This window comes from Clostridium sp. DFI.1.208, assembly GCF_024463855.1.
Lineage (GTDB): Bacteria > Bacillota_I > Bacilli_A > Erysipelotrichales > Erysipelotrichaceae > Clostridium_AQ.
This window is the reverse complement of the sequence record NZ_JANGCA010000025.1, coordinates 1-16,163: the sequence shown is the minus strand read 5'-3', so window position 1 is coordinate 16,163 and position 16,163 is coordinate 1. Positions and strand designations below refer to the sequence as shown.

Sequence of the window (16,163 nt, the reverse complement as noted above, 5' to 3'; positions counted from 1 at the left end):
GGATTATTATTTGTTATATATAGATATTTTGTTCTTCTGATCTTTACACGAAGAAATCCTTCATGCATCAGCAATAGAAAACGATATCTTTTTCCACGATCCGCTGCTTTTTTGTGGAATGCTCTATTGACCCCTTCGTATTCACAATGATGCAGGTCGTATCAAAGCCCTCCTGCTTTAGAGCACTTCTATCAAACGTAATCAACGTCTGTCCCTTTTTCACAACATCCCCCTGCGTTACCTGACACAGCAGGCGGCTGTCCGTGATTCCGGATGTATTCAAGCCGACATGAATCAGAAGCTCACTGCCGTTTTTCATCTGGATACCGACGGCATGCTTCATCGCAACCATGATGCTGCCATCACATGGCGCATTTATACAATTCTGATCAGGCTGAATGGCGATTCCATCCCCGCACATTTTTCTGGAGAACACCTCATCATTTACACTTTGCAGCGGAATCAATGTACCGCTGACAGGTGCCTGAACAGGAATACTTCTCTTCGTACCCAGTCCCATTTTAGCAAACACAACAGGCAGGATGAATCCGACGGCAAATGTGGCAGCCGCACATAAAATGAGCGTTACAAGAGAGGAAACACCATCTCCCATAAAGGAAGGTATACTGAAAATATTCGGCCAGACGAATGCAAAGCATTTTACTCCGAACAGAATCCCGAAGAAGCCTCCGATTCCATTCGCTATCATGGCACTCAGCATGGAATATCTGTTTTTCACCATAACGGAATACAATGCAGGTTCACTGATTCCTATGAACGCAGTGAATCCGGTCTGGACAGCAACAGCCTTCAGTTGTTTGTCCTTTGTCGATACCGCAGTCCCAAGTGCAGCTCCCGCTTCGGCCATATTGTGGAAAAATTCAAGCGGCAGAATAATGGAATAGCCGGCACCGGTCAGCTCCACCAGTTCAATAGGGGATAAAGACTGATGAAGACCTGTCAGTGTCATAACGGGCAGTAAAAATCCAATGATGAGTCCGGAAAAAGGCCCGAATACACCGATCATCCACGAAAAGAAATCGCCAAGCAGAACCGACCCCCAGTTGCCAAGCGGAGCCAGAATTAACAGGGTCAGCGGTACGGTAATCAGCAGAGACAGAAGCGGCACCAGCAGAAGCTTAACAGAATCAAAACGAATGATATTATCCCAGAAGCGGTATACATAGCTTAGCAGCAGCACACCGAACAATGCCGGAAAGATGGAGGATGCATAGGAATACATCGGAACACTCCAACCGAAGATATCCAGTGCTCCTCCCTCATTGACAAGACTTACAAAGCTGGGATACAGCAGGGCACCGGCAACACAGATGGCCAGACCCTGGTCTACCTTGAAGCGCTTTGCACTTGACATGGCGATAAGAATCGGAAGAAAATAGAAGGCAGCATCCGACATGAATTCAAGAACTGTGTAAATTCCCTCTTCACCGCTCAGAAGCCCTGTTGTCGTTAGCAGCAGACAGATGCATTTCAGCATACCGGAAGCACAGAAGGCAGGAATGACTGGAGCGATGATGCTTGTTAAAACATCCAGCAGGCGCATAGGCGAAAACTTCTCTTTGCTGCTCTTTTCTATTTCACCGGAATTGCTTCCCGCCATAAGTCTTGCTGTTTCTTCATAATAATCATTGACCGCGGTACCCATGATAATCTGATACTGCCCGCCCTGTATTGTTGTCCCGAGGATTTCACGGATATTTTCAAGCCTGTCAAGATCAGCTCTCTGCTCATCTCCCAGATTGAATCGCAGCCGTGTAACACAGTGCGTATAATTGGTAATATTTTCTTTTCCCCCTAATGCTTCTATGATTGCCCCAGCAATCTCTTTTTTATTCATAGGGCTCCTTTCTATATATTCTTGCCATTAGAGGCTATGCATACTTTGTACCAGTGAAAAGAATCCTTTTTATAGCGTTTATTGGAACCGTTGCCCTCATTGTCCCGATCGACATAAATAACACCGTAGCGCTTATCCATTGTCAGAGGTCCGCAGGCCACCAGATCAATGATCCCCCACATGGTATACCCAATCAGATCCACTCCGTCCGCAATGGCATCTCGCATAGCTTCCACATGGTTCTTCAGATATTCGATGCGGTAGGCATCATGAACAGTGCCGTCCTCCAGCTGATCGAAGGCACCGAGTCCGTTTTCTGCGACAAACAATGGCAGCTGATATCGGTCATATAACTTATTCAGTGTAATGCGAAGCCCCATATTATCCACAGACCATCCGAAATCGCTTTTTTTCAGATAAGGATTGGCATAGACAGAGCCTGCCATATTTCCGGTTGTGACCTCAAAATCTTCATCAACCGAGGCGATTTGAGAGGCATAGTAGGAGAAAGACAGAAAATCAACCGTATTGTCTCGCAGCAGTTCCTCATCCCCATCCTCTATTTGTATATGAACATTCAGCTTTTCAAATAGCGGTTTCATATAGGCGGGATAGCAGCCTCTGGCCATCACATCGAAATAGAAATAATTGGAATATCTCTGATCTGTCAGCGTCTGCATGACATCCCTTGGATCGCAGGTCCCAGGATATATGGTAAAGGCTGCGACCATAGCCCCGACATTCTTTTTGCCGATGATTTTTTTGGATAAGGCCACTGCCCTTGCATTGGCAAGGAACTGATGATGCAGACTCTGGAAAACAGTCTGGTCCAGATGCTCCTGTTGATCTGCAATGATACTGATACCATCCCAGTGAGCAAACCGCGCTGCATTGATTTCGTTGATAGGAAGCCAGTAATCAACGATATCCTTATAGCGAGTGAACAACACCTCAGCATAACGTGCAAACAGGTCTACCAGCTTTCTGTTTTTCCATCCGCCATATTTTACAACAAGATTAACGGGTATATCGTAATGCATGATGGTCGCAAATATCTTGATGCCATTGTCCTTTAGAGCCTGAAACAGGGAATCGTAATATCGAAGCCCTTCTTCATTCGGTTCTGCATCGTCTCCATTTGGAAAAATTCGTGACCAGCAGATGGAGGTACGGAAAATTTTCAATCCTAGCTCCTTGAAGAGTTTAACGTCGTTTGGGTATTCATGATAGAAATCAATACCTCTTCGCAGTGGATAATGCGCAGTATCCGCGGTCTGTATCGCTTTTTGAAAATCTTCCTTTCGGATATCGGAAACATAGGCGTTCTTCTTATATATGGTATCAAAATCCCAGGCAGCGTCAAAATAGCGACAGTCCTGTGTACTGAGTCCTTTTCCCCCTTCATTAAACGCACCGTCTGCCTGTGAGCAGGCGATGGCGCCGCCCCATAAAAAATCTTCTGGAAATCCTTTCATAATATTCTCCTTTACGTTTACTGAGATGATCATCTGTCTTTATTATAGGCGAATACCAAGCCTAAAAAAATGACATTTATTCACTCATTGACCGTCATATTTACAGGTAGTGAATACTGTCATTTCTTATTTTCTGCGCATGGAGGAAGGAGAACAGCGAAAGATGCTTTCAAATTTTTTATAGAAGAATGTCTGGTTATTGAACCCGCAATGCTCCATAATTTTATAAATGGGAAGGGAAGAGTTCAGAATCATCCGCTTCGCCGTTTCCATCTGCTGCTCGGTCTTGATTTCCGTGAAGGTTTTTCCTGTTTTCTTGCGAATAAGATTACTTACGTAATTATAATTATAGCCGAGTTCATCCGCTATTTTCTGCAGACTGCAGGAGGCGTAGTGCTTACTGATATAGGTAAGAACACGATAAACGACCTCATCATTTTCCTCCTTGAAATTTGAAACAGCCTGGTCAATCGTCGCATTTGCCAGATGTAGGAACAGCAGCTTCAGATACTGCTTCATCATATCATCATAATTCATCGGCCGCTCTGTAAAATAGATGTAGAAAATACTCAGCAATGTATCCGAAAGCAGACTGTTCCCCATGTTTTTAAATATCAAAAATTCATCCTGCTGCCTGCTTTTATCAAAGTAGCTTTGCAGAAACTGTGACATGATCGGTTTGCTGTTCATGGCGTCAAACATTTCCATCGCAGAAAACTTATCACTAAAGGCTATGTTGATTACGATATCCTTTCTTCCCTTGGTTTCTGCACTGTGAATAACGCCCGGCTGTAACAGGCAGATGTCTCCCTCCTGCATGCACAGCTTCTGGTCATTGATTGTGAAAATGCATTCTCCGCTGTAGATATAGTTCAGCTCCATATATTTGTGAAAATGCGGATACAGCTTGGTGTAACGGGATTCCTTTATAATCATGATATCTTCAATCAGCATCTCATCCGTAAAATCAAAGAAGAATACCTTTTCATCATTTCGGAGGATATATTCAAGGCCCTGATAACGATCACTGAAGGTATTCGGATGCTCCCTATGCCATATCTCCTGTTTTGTATCGGCATACAGGAAATCATCCAGCTTTTTCATATTCATAAACAAGTCTCCCTTTCATCATAGGAAAAGAGTCTATTCTTCTTCTGAATAAACTCATTCGCTATGATCGTTTTTGTATTTTGTGACATCGATACACGATAACAGCACATATTTCCGGTGATTATACCATTCCACATAGGCTGCACTTGTCTTGATTACAGCCTGCATCCTGCTGTTATAAATATCTGCCGCAGCAGAGCTGTTATTGGCGGATAGCTGTCGGATTGGACAGTCCTCACATGGTGTTTCCTTATTTCGAAAAGCCTTAAAGCAGATCATGCCTGTTTCAATACCCGGGAAAACCTGTGAAAGATTCTGATTAAAATAGACCAGTTCAAAGGAATGCGGATCAATCACATATACGGCATTGCCGAGGTTGTCCAGCAGGGAGAGCAGTGTGTCTGTATATTTTTTCTGAAGCTTTCGCTGCCGCTGGTCCCGAAGGAAGGTGACGATCACTTCAAATACGGTACGGATATCATTGCGCTGTTCCCGATTAAAGCTGTGATTCCGCTGTAAATCCGCCAGTCCAATCAAAATATCGCGATGGGAGGAAATAGGAACAATCATATGTGCAACGGCATGTATGTTCAGCTTTACCAATATCTCTTTTGGAAGCGTATCGTAGCACTCCTGTTCCCGGTTTTCCATAAAAAGGATTTGATCATGCTCTGTATGCAGGGATTCCATAAAGTGAAGGACAGATGCCTGTTCTTCCGGAAGTAATGCTTCATACAGATTTTTATTCTCTTCACTCCAAAACAGGACAGGGGACAGCGTATTGCTTTCACTGTCAAAATCCATGACATAGAAATACTGCATATTGTAATGCCGCGCGACCAGCTCCAGAATGGAACGTATTGTCATAGAATCCAGCTGATCTCTACGATAGAGGATGCGGAACACGTATTCTCCGATATTTCCTTCAAAGGGTTTATTCAGCTGGGTATCATGCTCACTATCAATATCAAGCGTTTCCACAATCTGTTGGTAGCGTTTCATTTTCTCCTCGTATATGGACCATTTGTTTCTGCCATTCTTTTTACAGTGATACATAGCAGTGTCCGCTTTATCATAAAGCTCAGTGAAAACAGCGCCATGCTGCGGATAGCGGGATATTCCCATGGATATACTTGTACGTACCATATGATTTCCTGCGGTATAGGTATTCATCAGGGTCTGCCGCAGCTGGTCCGCAATCTGTTCTATATCATCAAATTTCTCCAGCTGTGAAAAAAGAACGACAAATTCATCTCCTCCCAGGCGCCCCACCAGCGTATCCTGCGGACAGCATTCTCTTATTTTCTTTGCTGTTTCAGATAAAACGGCGTCCCCATACAGGTGTCCAAACGTATCATTGACCTCTTTAAAATTGTCGATATCCAATGTCATCAGCGCAAAGACCTGTTCCGGCTTTTGCTTCAAGAGTTCATCAGTATGCATCATGAAACCTTTTCGATTGTAGGTATTGGTTAACGCGTCGATTTGAACCTCTTCCTGCAGCCTTTCTTCCTTTTCCTTCTGATCCTGTATATCCTTAAGAAAAATACGTGCAAACAGATCGCTGTTCCCCTCCTTTTTTAGAAGATGAACACTGGCACTGATCCAGCGATAGCTGCCGCTTGCCTTTTTTTTGTATTCCACAACATATTCAAGCTTTCCTCTGGTGTATTCAAGCGTCAGGGCAGTGCAGTTTAATGCATTAAAAACAGCTGTCCTGAAATCCGGATGCACCCTTTGCAGGGTGGTTTTCAAAATTTCCTCATACATATCCTCAGACAGGGGCTTTCTCAGCTTTCCCTTTGCGTTTTTATCAAGGATGGTGATGCTGTTCCTTGTGACATTGACCTCAAAAACACTGAGAAATCCTGTGGAGATGGCTTCCTGAAGGCCCAACTCGTTCTGATAGCTGTTTTCCAGCTGCTTCTGTTCACTGATATCCTTTGAAATTCCAATGGCTTTGATTGCTCTTCCCGCATCATCGAAAATAGTGGTACAGCAGATTTCCACCCAGCGTTCTTCCCCGTTTCTGTTACGCATATGCAACTGTCCGGATACTTTTTTTAAGCCTTCCTTCAGCCGTGCATACATGGTCTGTATTTCTTTGATGGAGTCCTCAAATACGATACCCTGTTCAATCAGGGATTCCGGTACGCCTTCAATGATGCCCTCATTTGGAAAAATTTCAGAAAACTGTCCACGCATAGTATCTATACGCTGTATTGTATGCTCCTTAATATCATATTCCCACAATGCGGTCCGGGCCTGCTGCAAAGCAATCTCATAGCGCTCCTGACTGATTTTCAGCTGACGCTGTACCTCAACAAGCTCCCGAACATCCGTAGATACATTGATATAGCCGATGTTATTGCCTTGCTCATCCCTGAGATAGGAAATATCAACGCGGTTGATGATATCCCCGGGACCGCTCTGGATTACACCTTTTTCATTCCGCAGGAAGCGTTGGATACAGCAGTCATCCGTATGGCAATAGGGTGTATGAAAATTGCTGCAGGGCTGATTCAGCAGCTTCTCATAAGGAGGAGGAACAATCGCTCTTGCCGCAACATTGATATAGCGTACGATTTTATTCATATCTGTAACAATGACCGGATTTGGAAGTGAATCCAGAATATTACGGTAATTATCAAGACGATCCCAGAATTGCTTCTGATCAGGCATCGGCGTCACCTCATTTCATTATTCTTGTGATACGATAGATATGGAGCCATCTATCTTCATTATAGCGGATAAGCAGGGGCAGTTCAAACAGTTCTCTGTTTTCTTTACGTATTTTGATTATTGGAAATGTTATCCTTTGTAAAGTGGCTTGCAGATGATATGCAAAAGGTTTTCTTAACAATTCAAAAAAAGAGTTTCGTTTTAAAAAAGCAGTGCTATAATTAAACCATGCCGTTAAGGAAGGAGAGTACCATGGATCAAAAAGAACATAAGGAAGAACAGTTCCAGGCAGTCATTGATGGAACGGAAAACATAAAGCCAAAAAAGAAAAAGGAAGAAAAGAAGGGCTTGAAATATGAGCTGCTGGATTTGTTGAAAACCTTTGTCATCTGCTTTGTATGCATCTTTCTGTTAACAAATTTTGTTATCAAGCCGGTGCGTGTCGATGGCAGAAGCATGGACCCTACGCTGGAGGACGGAGAAATCGGTCTCATGAATGTGTTCAGTGCAAGGTTTCAGGATATCAAACGCTTTGATGTTGTAGTGGTATACAATGAAGAGAAAAATGAAAACTGGGTAAAGCGTGTCATAGGGCTGCCGGGTGATACGATTTATGCAAAGGATGATGTTGTATATGTGAATGGCATGCCGATCGAAGAGCCTTATCTGGACAATGATTATGCAAATCAGATTCGCAGTCATGGAAATAATTTTACTGAGGATTTTTCAAAGCGGACACTGAAGGATGATGAATATTTCCTGATGGGGGATAATCGTATAGTATCCTATGACTCCCGTCGCGTCGGACCATTCAAGCGCGAAGACATACGGGGGAAGGATGTTTATGTCCTGTTTCCGTTTCATAAGATCAAAATGGTACGCAATGGAGGTGCAGGATGAAAACCTCTATATTTCGTGCAGAGCTGCCATTTCATGCGGAATCTGTCTGGGCGGTCATGACAGATACGACGCAGTATGCGTGGAGAAGTGATATAAAAGCCATAGAAACCGACAGTGATACGGTTTTTCGTGAAATCTATTCGAACGGAAACGAGACAGTTTTTACGATAACGGAAAAAGAGCCGTTTACACGTTATGCTTTCCATATGGAAAACAAACGCTTCAGCGGTGAATGGTCAGGAACTTTAGAGGAGCTTGCACAAGGAGGCTGCCGTTTGATTCTGGAGGAGCGCATTGAAATACACAATCCGCTTATGCGTCTAGTGGCAGGCATGGCATGGAATCTCAACAAGCTGCAGCAGACCTATGTGCATGATATAAAGGAAGAACTTGTCAGGCGTAAGAATTGTAAGGAGGCATCTGCTTCGTTATAATAGTATCAGTACAGTATGAGGAGGAGCTTACATATGGAATATCAGATTATGGTTGACGGAATTGAAATTCAGTCAAATGAACAGGTGAATGAGAAGGAAGCCCGTGCTTATATCAGCTACATCCGCAAGAACAATCCGAAAAAGGAAATTTCATCCGTTGAATTGAGCTTTGACGGTGAGGAGGTAGGCTTGGGCTATCACCTGCAGCCGGAGGGCTTTGAAAAAATCAGACGCATTACCGGTTACCTTGTAGGAACTGTAGATCGCTTTAATAATGGAAAACGTGCGGAGGAGCATGATCGCGTAAAGCACGCATAGGCAGCAAAGCGCTGCTTTTTTTCTGGAAGATACCTTACAAATAGTAGAAATATTGCGTAACAAAAAAGCATTTTCTCAAAATATGTAAAATTAAGTTAATTTTAAGATTTAAAATGACAGTTTATGTGATTAGGTGGTATAATTATGCCGTAAGATTGCATATATTCATCTAGCCAATGAAATAAGGATATGTGACTTACGTAGCGAAATTTCTCTCTCCTCCTTTGAGAAGCAGAAATTCGATTCGGAGTGTTCGTAGGAGAACTATGAGCACTCTTTCATTAAAATAAGGAAAAACGACAAAACGGTGTGCATAGATTATATACAATGACGTTGGAGGTTTGAATATGGATGATAAAAGAAGAAATACCGGAAATGATGAAGATATTGATTTATCCGGTATGATCAATGAATACAGCCAGGACAATGAATTGAGAAAGAAGATTGAGGAGCTGAAAAAGCAGAAGGAAGAAGAAAAAAGGATGTTTGCTTCTAAGCAGCAGGCCTCGGCAACAGGCAGCAGTATCTTTGACAGTATCAGTGAAACAGGTACCTTTAAACGGCCGGAAGCGGCAAAGCAGGGAGGTATTCCGGATATTCGGGTGGATGACACGCAGCTTGATAAGACAAGAGTAGGCTTTGATGATGATCCTGCCTATGATAAAACCCTGGTTATCATGAATAACAAGACGAAAGCATCTTCTGCAGATCAGACGCAGATTTTCGGTGAAGACCGCACCGCTGTTTTCCATACTATGGATGCGCAGGAATACGATGACAGTGAGGAAGAGGAAGCGGATACGGAGGAAGACGTCTATGAAGAGGACGACGATGATAATCTGCTTGCCCGTATAAAAGAGAAAAAGCAGCGCAAAGAGGAAGCAAAACGCAAGCTGCAGTACGATGATGATGAAGAGGAAGAGGAAGAGGATGATCCTGAGAAAAGCGCAAAGATGAATAAGATTATCACCTATGTTATTATTGGTATCGTGGGTATCTGTATTATTGCCGGTGCTTTTTTCGGAGTGAAATATGTATTATCGAATTTCCTTGGTGGAAGTAGTGACAAGGATAAGGTAACGGATAAAGTCGATACGGGCAAAAAGGATAAGAATGAGGGAAGCACGCAAAGCAATACGAAGCCGACGGATGATGAGGATGATGCCAAAAAGAATGAAATCAAAACCAATCAGGCAGAGGCGGCTCAGCTGCAGAAACAGCTTGATCAATATGAATCACAGCTGGAGGAAGTGGAAAAAGAGCTTGCGGCTGCGAAAAAAGATAAAGAAGCTGCCCAGAGTGATTTAGATTCGTATAAAACTCTGTATGAGCAGTCTATTCAGCTGACCTCACAGGCGCAGGAGGTAAAGGCTGCCCTGGATAAGGTAAACGAAAAACAGACAGCTGTGGATAGCGAAGCAGATCCGGATAAGAAAGCAGCATTGCAGAATGAGCTTTCGGTTTTAAATGAACAGTATCAGGCACTCCTTTCAAAATACGGTGCCACAAGCTATAATGAGCTGTATACCAAGAGCCAGCAGGCAAACAATGAATACAATACCAAGGCACAGGCGGCAGAACAGAAAAAGAGCACTGCTGAAAGCAGTATCAGCTCACTGGAAAGCAGAAAGACGGATCTTGAAACTAAAATAGCCGATACGACTACGAAGCTAAATGCATATAACTAACCGGTGGAACAAGCCGGTTTTTTTTGTTACTGTTCATCAACCCCCCCTGCTATATCGTTAGGGAATCCGAATTATGGCAAATAACATCCAAGACCTCTAATATTTTGTGCTGGCTCTTTCAGAATTTGTCTGGGATATTGTAACGATTTCTCTACCAGTTTTGTAAGGTAGTCATTATTAAATTGTCATTTTTTTGCCGCAATGCTATAATAGGTTTACTTTGTTTAGGAATGGAGGGAAACAGATGGAGAGAATTTCCGCTTTTCTGCACCGTAAACTCGATAACTTCACACTGGATGAATATATTATTATGTTCGTTGTGTGTTCCATATTCCTGCCCTTTGAATTTCCGCTGCTGGCGATAGCAGGTGTACTTCTTTACTTGTGTGCGACAAGAAGGATGAAGGGAATCATTCAGGCAGTTCCAAAATCAGGATTTATGATTGTATTCTGCATTCTGACTTCTGCTGTTGCATTTATCAGCGGAAATCTGCTGGGAGGTGTCTGCGGTATTGGCATTCTGCTGCTGATGCTGTTTATATTCTATTTCCGTACCGTCATTAACAAGCGCTTATTTGAATTGCTGATGGATGCCTGCTGCATCATATCCCTTTTCTGCTTCGGCTGGGCGATGATGGAATATTGCAGAATCATTGATCGATTAAACTACAGCTTCCTTCAGCTGAAGGTGGAAAACAGTCCGAAGGATCGTATCAATTCCACATTTTTTAACGCAAATTATTATGCGATGATGATTGAATTCATCGTATTGATCTGTGTTTATAAGATGATGCAGGTGAAAACCCTGCGCCGCATCGTATTTTACATAGTAACCATCGTATGCAATCTGTTTGCCTTATATTTGAGCGGCTCCAGAACCGCATGGATTCCTTTCGTTGTGACCATTCCGTTTATGTTTCTAATCAATAAACGCTTTGCTTATTTTACCGCGTCCATGGCGGGGATTGGCGGTGCCGGTCTGCTGGTACTGCTGGAACCAAAGCTGATGCAGCGAGCTACGATTTTTCAGGATTTTGCCAAGCGCAGTAATATCTGGGAAACCGCAATCAAGGGCATACAGGCACATCCACTGCTTGGCGAGGGACCGCTGACCTACTTCCATATATATAAGCAGTATCATGGACATCCTACACAGCATGCGCACAGTGTTTATCTGGACCCGATATTGAGCCACGGTATCATCGGAGTCATTCTGGCGGGGATCTACCTCGCAGGAAATCTGAAGGAAGTGTATCTGCTGCTGAAACGCAGAATCGATCTGCGTCTGTTTTCTCTGATTGCAGCCTTTATCCTAACCGTTTTGATTCATGGTATTCTGGATTACACTGTATATTGGGTACAGACTGGTATGCTGTTTTTGATTGTTTTATCCGCATCCAGCATGTATTTTCATAAAGAACAACCATATGTATTGCAGGAGGAAAATTAAATCCTCCTTTTTTTGTACAGAACGGCTGAAGCCGTCTTTTGTGTGCTATGGATTCTATCGTTCAAACAGCGGATTCATATAGTGAATGAAGCAAATAATAAAAGCAAGCATAAGTGCTGGCTATATCGTAAAAGCAGCTCTCTGCATAATCAAGGAATCGATGTCTGTTCTTTTTAAATTCACACAGTATTCAATACCCTATCACCATAGCAGCAATCCGGAGAGAATCAGCCTTCACAGCAAGGATAGCTACAGCAAGCCTACAGCCATTCGTATAGCGGAACCAAAAGACACTATTGCGGCAGAGGGCGACACTAGCTCTGCGCTTTCTTAACACTATGCCGTTTTTTTCCACATCTATCCATCCCCTTTTCGTTTACAACCTCCTGGAATTGCGTTATTTTTATACTAGAGAAGTAGGTGTTGAATATGAAGCTAATTATACGTGCAGATGATTTTGGATTCAGTGAAGCAGTAAACTATGGTGTTATGAAAGCATTTCGGGGCGGACTGGTAAAAAATATCGGACTGATGAGCAATATGCCCTATGCGCAGCATGCATATGATTTGATCAAAGGCAAGGATGTGGCACTGGGATTGCATGTCAATCTGATTCTCGGTACTCCCTGTGCAGAAGCAGCACAGCTTTCCTCTCTGCTCGATGAACAGGGGCAGCTGTTGTCCTCCCGTTTGCGCAGGCAGGAAATGAAACAGGGAATTGACGGCTTTGTATATGAGGATGTCTTTTGCGAAACAAAAGCGCAAATCGAGCGGTTTATTTCTATTTGTGGGAAACTGCCGGACTATATTGATGCACATGCAGTTTGTACACCGGTCTCAAAAAGGGCAATCAGTGATGTGGCAGACCTCTATGCTATCCATGTGCGGGGACATTGCAGGGATGCACGCTGGGAGGAGATTCAAAAGGATTTTACTAATGAGGACTTTTACCGGCAGAAGCTGCCCTTTGTAGATTTTTTCCAGTCTTATCTGGAGTATAGTAACCGCATCAGTCTTATCGTATTTCATCCGGGCTTTCTTGATTATGATGTGGTAAGCAAATCATCACTTACTGTCAATCGCTGTCTGGATGCCGCCTTGTTATGCGATGAGGAAGTGAAAGAATTTTTAGGCAGTCATAGCCTGTTGTCATTTAAGGAGCTGTAGTTAGAATGGAAGATAGATTGCGCAAGCTTGTAAAAGAGAATACGATAAATGAAAAATATAAGCTGAACAACGCCTCGCAGCTGGGGGCACAGCTTGGACTGAGCAGAAACTGGATATCCCAGTATCTGAATGAATACTACAATGACGGCACCTTCATCAAGGTGAATACCCGTCCGGTTGTATTTATTGATCGGGAGGCATAGGAGGAGAAATTTTCCATACATGTTGACAAGGCATTACTGACATCCTTTGATGAGCTTAGGAGTATGATTCAGGGGCAGGATACATCTGATTTCCAGAAGCTGATCGGACAAAAGGGCTCTCTGCGTGATGTGGTTGATAAATGCAAGGCGAGCATATCCTATCCACCACACGGACTTCCAACTCTGCTGTATGGAGAGACAGGAACAGGAAAAAGCAGTATAGCGGCTCTGATGTATGAATATGGAGTCAATCATAAAATCCTCAGGGAGGAAGCTGCCTTCCTTCATGTGAACTGCAGCGAATACGCAAACAATCCCGAGCTGATAACCGCAAATCTGTTTGGCTATAAGAAGGGAGCTTTTACAGGCGCTGAAAGTGATAATATCGGCTTGATTAAGGCTGCGGAGGGCGGTGTTCTGTTTTTGGATGAGGTTCACTGTCTGCGTCCGGAATGTCAGGAAAAGCTTTTCCTATTCATGGATCACGGCAATTACCGTATGCTGGGGGATAATGAGCATCAGTACCACAGTAATGTACTGCTGGTGTTTGCGACAACTGAGGATCCGGAAACGGTACTGTTAAAAACCCTACTGCGAAGGATTCCGGTTCGTATAGAAATACCATCTCTGGAGGAACGCGGCATAAAGGAAAAATCTGCAATCCTTGTTGCGGCACTGGATATCGAAGCAAAGAAAATGCGCAGAAATATCACCATCAGCAATACTGCCTTCAACGCACTTTTGAATGCCAGATACACAGGAAATGTCGGTGAGCTGTTTAATGTTGTTCAGGCGACCTGCATGAATTCCCTGTTTCACAACAAAAAAGAGGGAATGCTGGAAATTCACACACTGAACCTGCCCGGAAAAATCATTTCCAATTACCACATCGACCGCAACAGTATACTGTTTGACCGCCATCAGATGCTTTCACTGGATCAGCTGAAGGAGCATGCAACTGAAAGCTTGCCGCAGACCACACTGTTCGCGACATTGCTGGAGCACCTCAGGGACTTACAGAACAATAGGATTTTGATGCCGAAATTCATTGAAAAATGCACCGGGGATGTGGAGCATTATTTCAATACGATTTTATTTGATGATCAGAATATCAAAGATCCTACCAATACATATATCATGAAGTCATTAAAGGCCATTGTGGAAATGATTTCGGAAAAATACGGGTATTCCTTTCAAACGAATGAAATTTATTCCATGTCCCTCATGATACGGGACTGTATGCAATCTTATATGGAAATGGAGGAGTACTTCGATACCTTTCATGAGGAATGTGATACCTTTACCGGAATCATAGAAAAGAAATTTATGCGTGAATTTGCCATCGTTACTGAAATCAGTGAGGTGCTGAAGCTGCATCTGGATATCGAGCTGCGCCCCTTTATCGCGGCAATTTTCACGTTGATCATGCATATGTATCATCGCAGCCGTGACATCAACAAACGCATCGGTATCATCCTCGCACATGGCTATGCGACTGCCTCCTCCATGGCGAATGCAGTCAATCAGATGCTGGATCAATATGTGTACGATGCCATTGACATGCCGCTGGATACGACAACGGATTCCATTGTGAAAAAGCTGAATGACTTTCTTAGAAAGCGTGGAGAATATCGCGATCTCGTATTGCTGGTCGATATGGGAAGTCTGGAGGAAATTCACAAGGGGGTTTTGGATATTTCCCGGGCAAATGTCGCAATCGCCAGTGATGTCAGCACGAGGATGGCATTGCAGATCGGGGATGCACTTCGTAAGGATGTTCCTTTGAAAAAAATATTTGAGGCATGCAAAGCTGCGTGTACCATGCATGTTCAGATCATGGAAAGCAGGATACGGGAAAAAGCAATCCTATGCTCCTGCGCTACTGGCATCGGTACTGCGGAGAAGCTGAAGAATATTCTGGAGGACTCCCTTCCGAAAAATCTCCCTGTCCGTGTGCTGACCTATGATTATTCTACTTTACTGGAAAACCGCATGGAGGATGATTTCTTTGACCGCTATGAGGTTGTCTGCATTGTCGGTACATTGAATCCCAATATCGATAACATAAAGTTTATACCGGTAGAGGAGCTGATTATGAACAATTCGTTTGATGTTTTGACGATTCATTTTAAAGACCTTCTCAATGAGGAAGCAATGGAGCAGTTTCGTAGAAATATTCTGAAGAATTTCTCCCTGTCCAATATCATTGGAAACCTGACCATCCTGAATCCGGATAAGCTGCTGCAGCATGTCGCTGACGCCATTGACCGGCTACAGAAGGAAATGAACAGGATGTTTAGCTATAATATGTGTTTTGGTCTTTATGTACATGTCTGCTGTCTGATTGAGCGTCTGGTAACCCGCGAGGGGGAAGAGGATTATGTAAAGCGCTATGAAGAATGCAGCAGAGAGCTGCAGGAATTTATCCTCTGTATAAAAATGGCATTTGAGAAGGTTGAAAAGTATTACAGTGTATCCATTCCCATTGAGGAAATTGAGTATATCAGCATCTATATCCGAAGCATGCATTAAAAGCTGACGGTCATCACCCCGATAATTCCATCCGATCACAGCATCATTCTAGGGTGATTACTGATAACTGGTAGTGTTAAGTTTTGAAGAATAGTGTCCTTGGCTACAGAAAAAAGCCGGTAATTACAGGCCAATGGCATCAACCTAAGGAAATGTGGTTGATGCCATTTTTAAATATTGTGTCTTAACTACAAAATAACTGAAGGAATCATATTTTTTGGTACACAAAAACTCATTGATTATGCGTTAGAATTTTTCAAAATTACTGATATCTGGATAAATCAACTTTTCTTAACTACGGTTGAGTAGTTCTTAGTTTCCCATGACTATAAGAAGTCCTAGGCCA

General features: G+C 43.2%; 12 protein-coding genes. 8 read left to right on the top strand and 4 right to left on the bottom strand.

Going from position 1 to position 16,163, the window contains the following annotated elements:
- Positions 1-67 precede the first annotated feature (67 nt).
- The 4 genes from NE665_RS13590 to NE665_RS13575 all read right to left on the bottom strand — a co-directional run bounded on the left by NE665_RS13590 (position 68) and on the right by NE665_RS13575 (position 7,125).
- Complete coding sequence (locus NE665_RS13590) at positions 68-1,858, bottom strand: glucose PTS transporter subunit IIA (RefSeq protein WP_117443260.1); 1,791 nt, start codon at positions 1,856-1,858, stop codon at positions 68-70.
- Between the two features lie 11 nt (positions 1,859-1,869).
- Positions 1,870-3,333, bottom strand: a complete 1,464-nt coding sequence (locus NE665_RS13585; protein WP_147589753.1) for a glycoside hydrolase family 1 protein — start codon at positions 3,331-3,333, stop codon at positions 1,870-1,872.
- 126 nt (positions 3,334-3,459) lie between these two features.
- Complete coding sequence (locus NE665_RS13580; RefSeq protein ID WP_117443258.1) at positions 3,460-4,443, bottom strand: helix-turn-helix domain-containing protein; 984 nt, start codon at positions 4,441-4,443, stop codon at positions 3,460-3,462.
- 54 nt (positions 4,444-4,497) lie between these two features.
- The gene (locus tag NE665_RS13575; RefSeq protein ID WP_117443257.1) at positions 4,498-7,125 is read right to left on the bottom strand and encodes a diguanylate cyclase; all 2,628 of its coding nucleotides are present in this window, start codon (positions 7,123-7,125) and stop codon (positions 4,498-4,500) included.
- Positions 7,126-7,377: 252 nt separating this feature from the next.
- On the opposite strand from NE665_RS13575, the gene lepB reads away from it, so the two are divergent.
- The 8 genes from lepB (at position 7,378) to NE665_RS13535 (ending at position 15,817) form a co-directional block, all read left to right on the top strand.
- A complete protein-coding gene (gene lepB, locus NE665_RS13570) occupies positions 7,378-8,025 on the top strand; it encodes a signal peptidase I (RefSeq protein WP_117443256.1) in 648 nt (215 codons plus the stop codon).
- Positions 8,022-8,459: an SRPBCC family protein gene (locus NE665_RS13565; protein WP_117443255.1), complete on the top strand. Its 438-nt coding sequence runs from the start codon at positions 8,022-8,024 to the stop codon at positions 8,457-8,459. Before lepB ends, NE665_RS13565 begins: the two co-directional genes overlap by 4 nt.
- A 33-nt stretch (positions 8,460-8,492) precedes the next feature.
- Positions 8,493-8,777, top strand: coding sequence for an anaerobic ribonucleoside-triphosphate reductase (nrdD, locus tag NE665_RS13560; protein ID WP_002606374.1), 285 nt, complete (start codon positions 8,493-8,495; stop codon positions 8,775-8,777).
- Between the two features lie 347 nt (positions 8,778-9,124).
- Positions 9,125-10,465, top strand: a complete 1,341-nt coding sequence (locus NE665_RS13555; RefSeq protein ID WP_118654739.1) for a hypothetical protein — start codon at positions 9,125-9,127, stop codon at positions 10,463-10,465.
- Between the two features lie 244 nt (positions 10,466-10,709).
- Positions 10,710-11,915, top strand: a complete 1,206-nt coding sequence (locus tag NE665_RS13550; RefSeq protein ID WP_117443253.1) for an O-antigen ligase family protein — start codon at positions 10,710-10,712, stop codon at positions 11,913-11,915.
- A gap of 429 nt (positions 11,916-12,344) precedes the next feature.
- On the top strand, positions 12,345-13,082 hold the full coding sequence (locus tag NE665_RS13545; protein ID WP_117443252.1) for a ChbG/HpnK family deacetylase: 738 nt from the start codon (positions 12,345-12,347) through the stop codon (positions 13,080-13,082).
- A 5-nt stretch (positions 13,083-13,087) separates the two neighbouring features.
- Entirely contained in the window at positions 13,088-13,285 is a 198-nt protein-coding gene (locus tag NE665_RS13540) for a hypothetical protein (protein ID WP_233104688.1), read from the top strand.
- A 63-nt stretch (positions 13,286-13,348) separates the two neighbouring features.
- Positions 13,349-15,817 (top strand): sigma 54-interacting transcriptional regulator, encoded by a 2,469-nt coding sequence (locus NE665_RS13535; protein ID WP_233104687.1) that lies wholly within the window; start codon positions 13,349-13,351, stop codon positions 15,815-15,817.
- Positions 15,818-16,163: the final 346 nt, after the last annotated feature.

Coding starts and splice junctions, on each gene's coding strand:
- NE665_RS13590 (WP_117443260.1), bottom strand. CDS start 1,858: ATGAATAAAAAAGAGATTGCTGGGGCAATCATAGAAGCATTAGGGGGA.
- NE665_RS13585 (WP_147589753.1), bottom strand. CDS start 3,333: ATGAAAGGATTTCCAGAAGATTTTTTATGGGGCGGCGCCATCGCCTGC.
- NE665_RS13580 (WP_117443258.1), bottom strand. CDS start 4,443: ATGAATATGAAAAAGCTGGATGATTTCCTGTATGCCGATACAAAACAG.
- NE665_RS13575 (WP_117443257.1), bottom strand. CDS start 7,125: ATGCCTGATCAGAAGCAATTCTGGGATCGTCTTGATAATTACCGTAAT.
- lepB (WP_117443256.1), top strand. CDS start 7,378: ATGGATCAAAAAGAACATAAGGAAGAACAGTTCCAGGCAGTCATTGAT.
- NE665_RS13565 (WP_117443255.1), top strand. CDS start 8,022: ATGAAAACCTCTATATTTCGTGCAGAGCTGCCATTTCATGCGGAATCT.
- nrdD (WP_002606374.1), top strand. CDS start 8,493: ATGGAATATCAGATTATGGTTGACGGAATTGAAATTCAGTCAAATGAA.
- NE665_RS13555 (WP_118654739.1), top strand. CDS start 9,125: ATGGATGATAAAAGAAGAAATACCGGAAATGATGAAGATATTGATTTA.
- NE665_RS13550 (WP_117443253.1), top strand. CDS start 10,710: ATGGAGAGAATTTCCGCTTTTCTGCACCGTAAACTCGATAACTTCACA.
- NE665_RS13545 (WP_117443252.1), top strand. CDS start 12,345: ATGAAGCTAATTATACGTGCAGATGATTTTGGATTCAGTGAAGCAGTA.
- NE665_RS13540 (WP_233104688.1), top strand. CDS start 13,088: ATGGAAGATAGATTGCGCAAGCTTGTAAAAGAGAATACGATAAATGAA.
- NE665_RS13535 (WP_233104687.1), top strand. CDS start 13,349: ATGATTCAGGGGCAGGATACATCTGATTTCCAGAAGCTGATCGGACAA.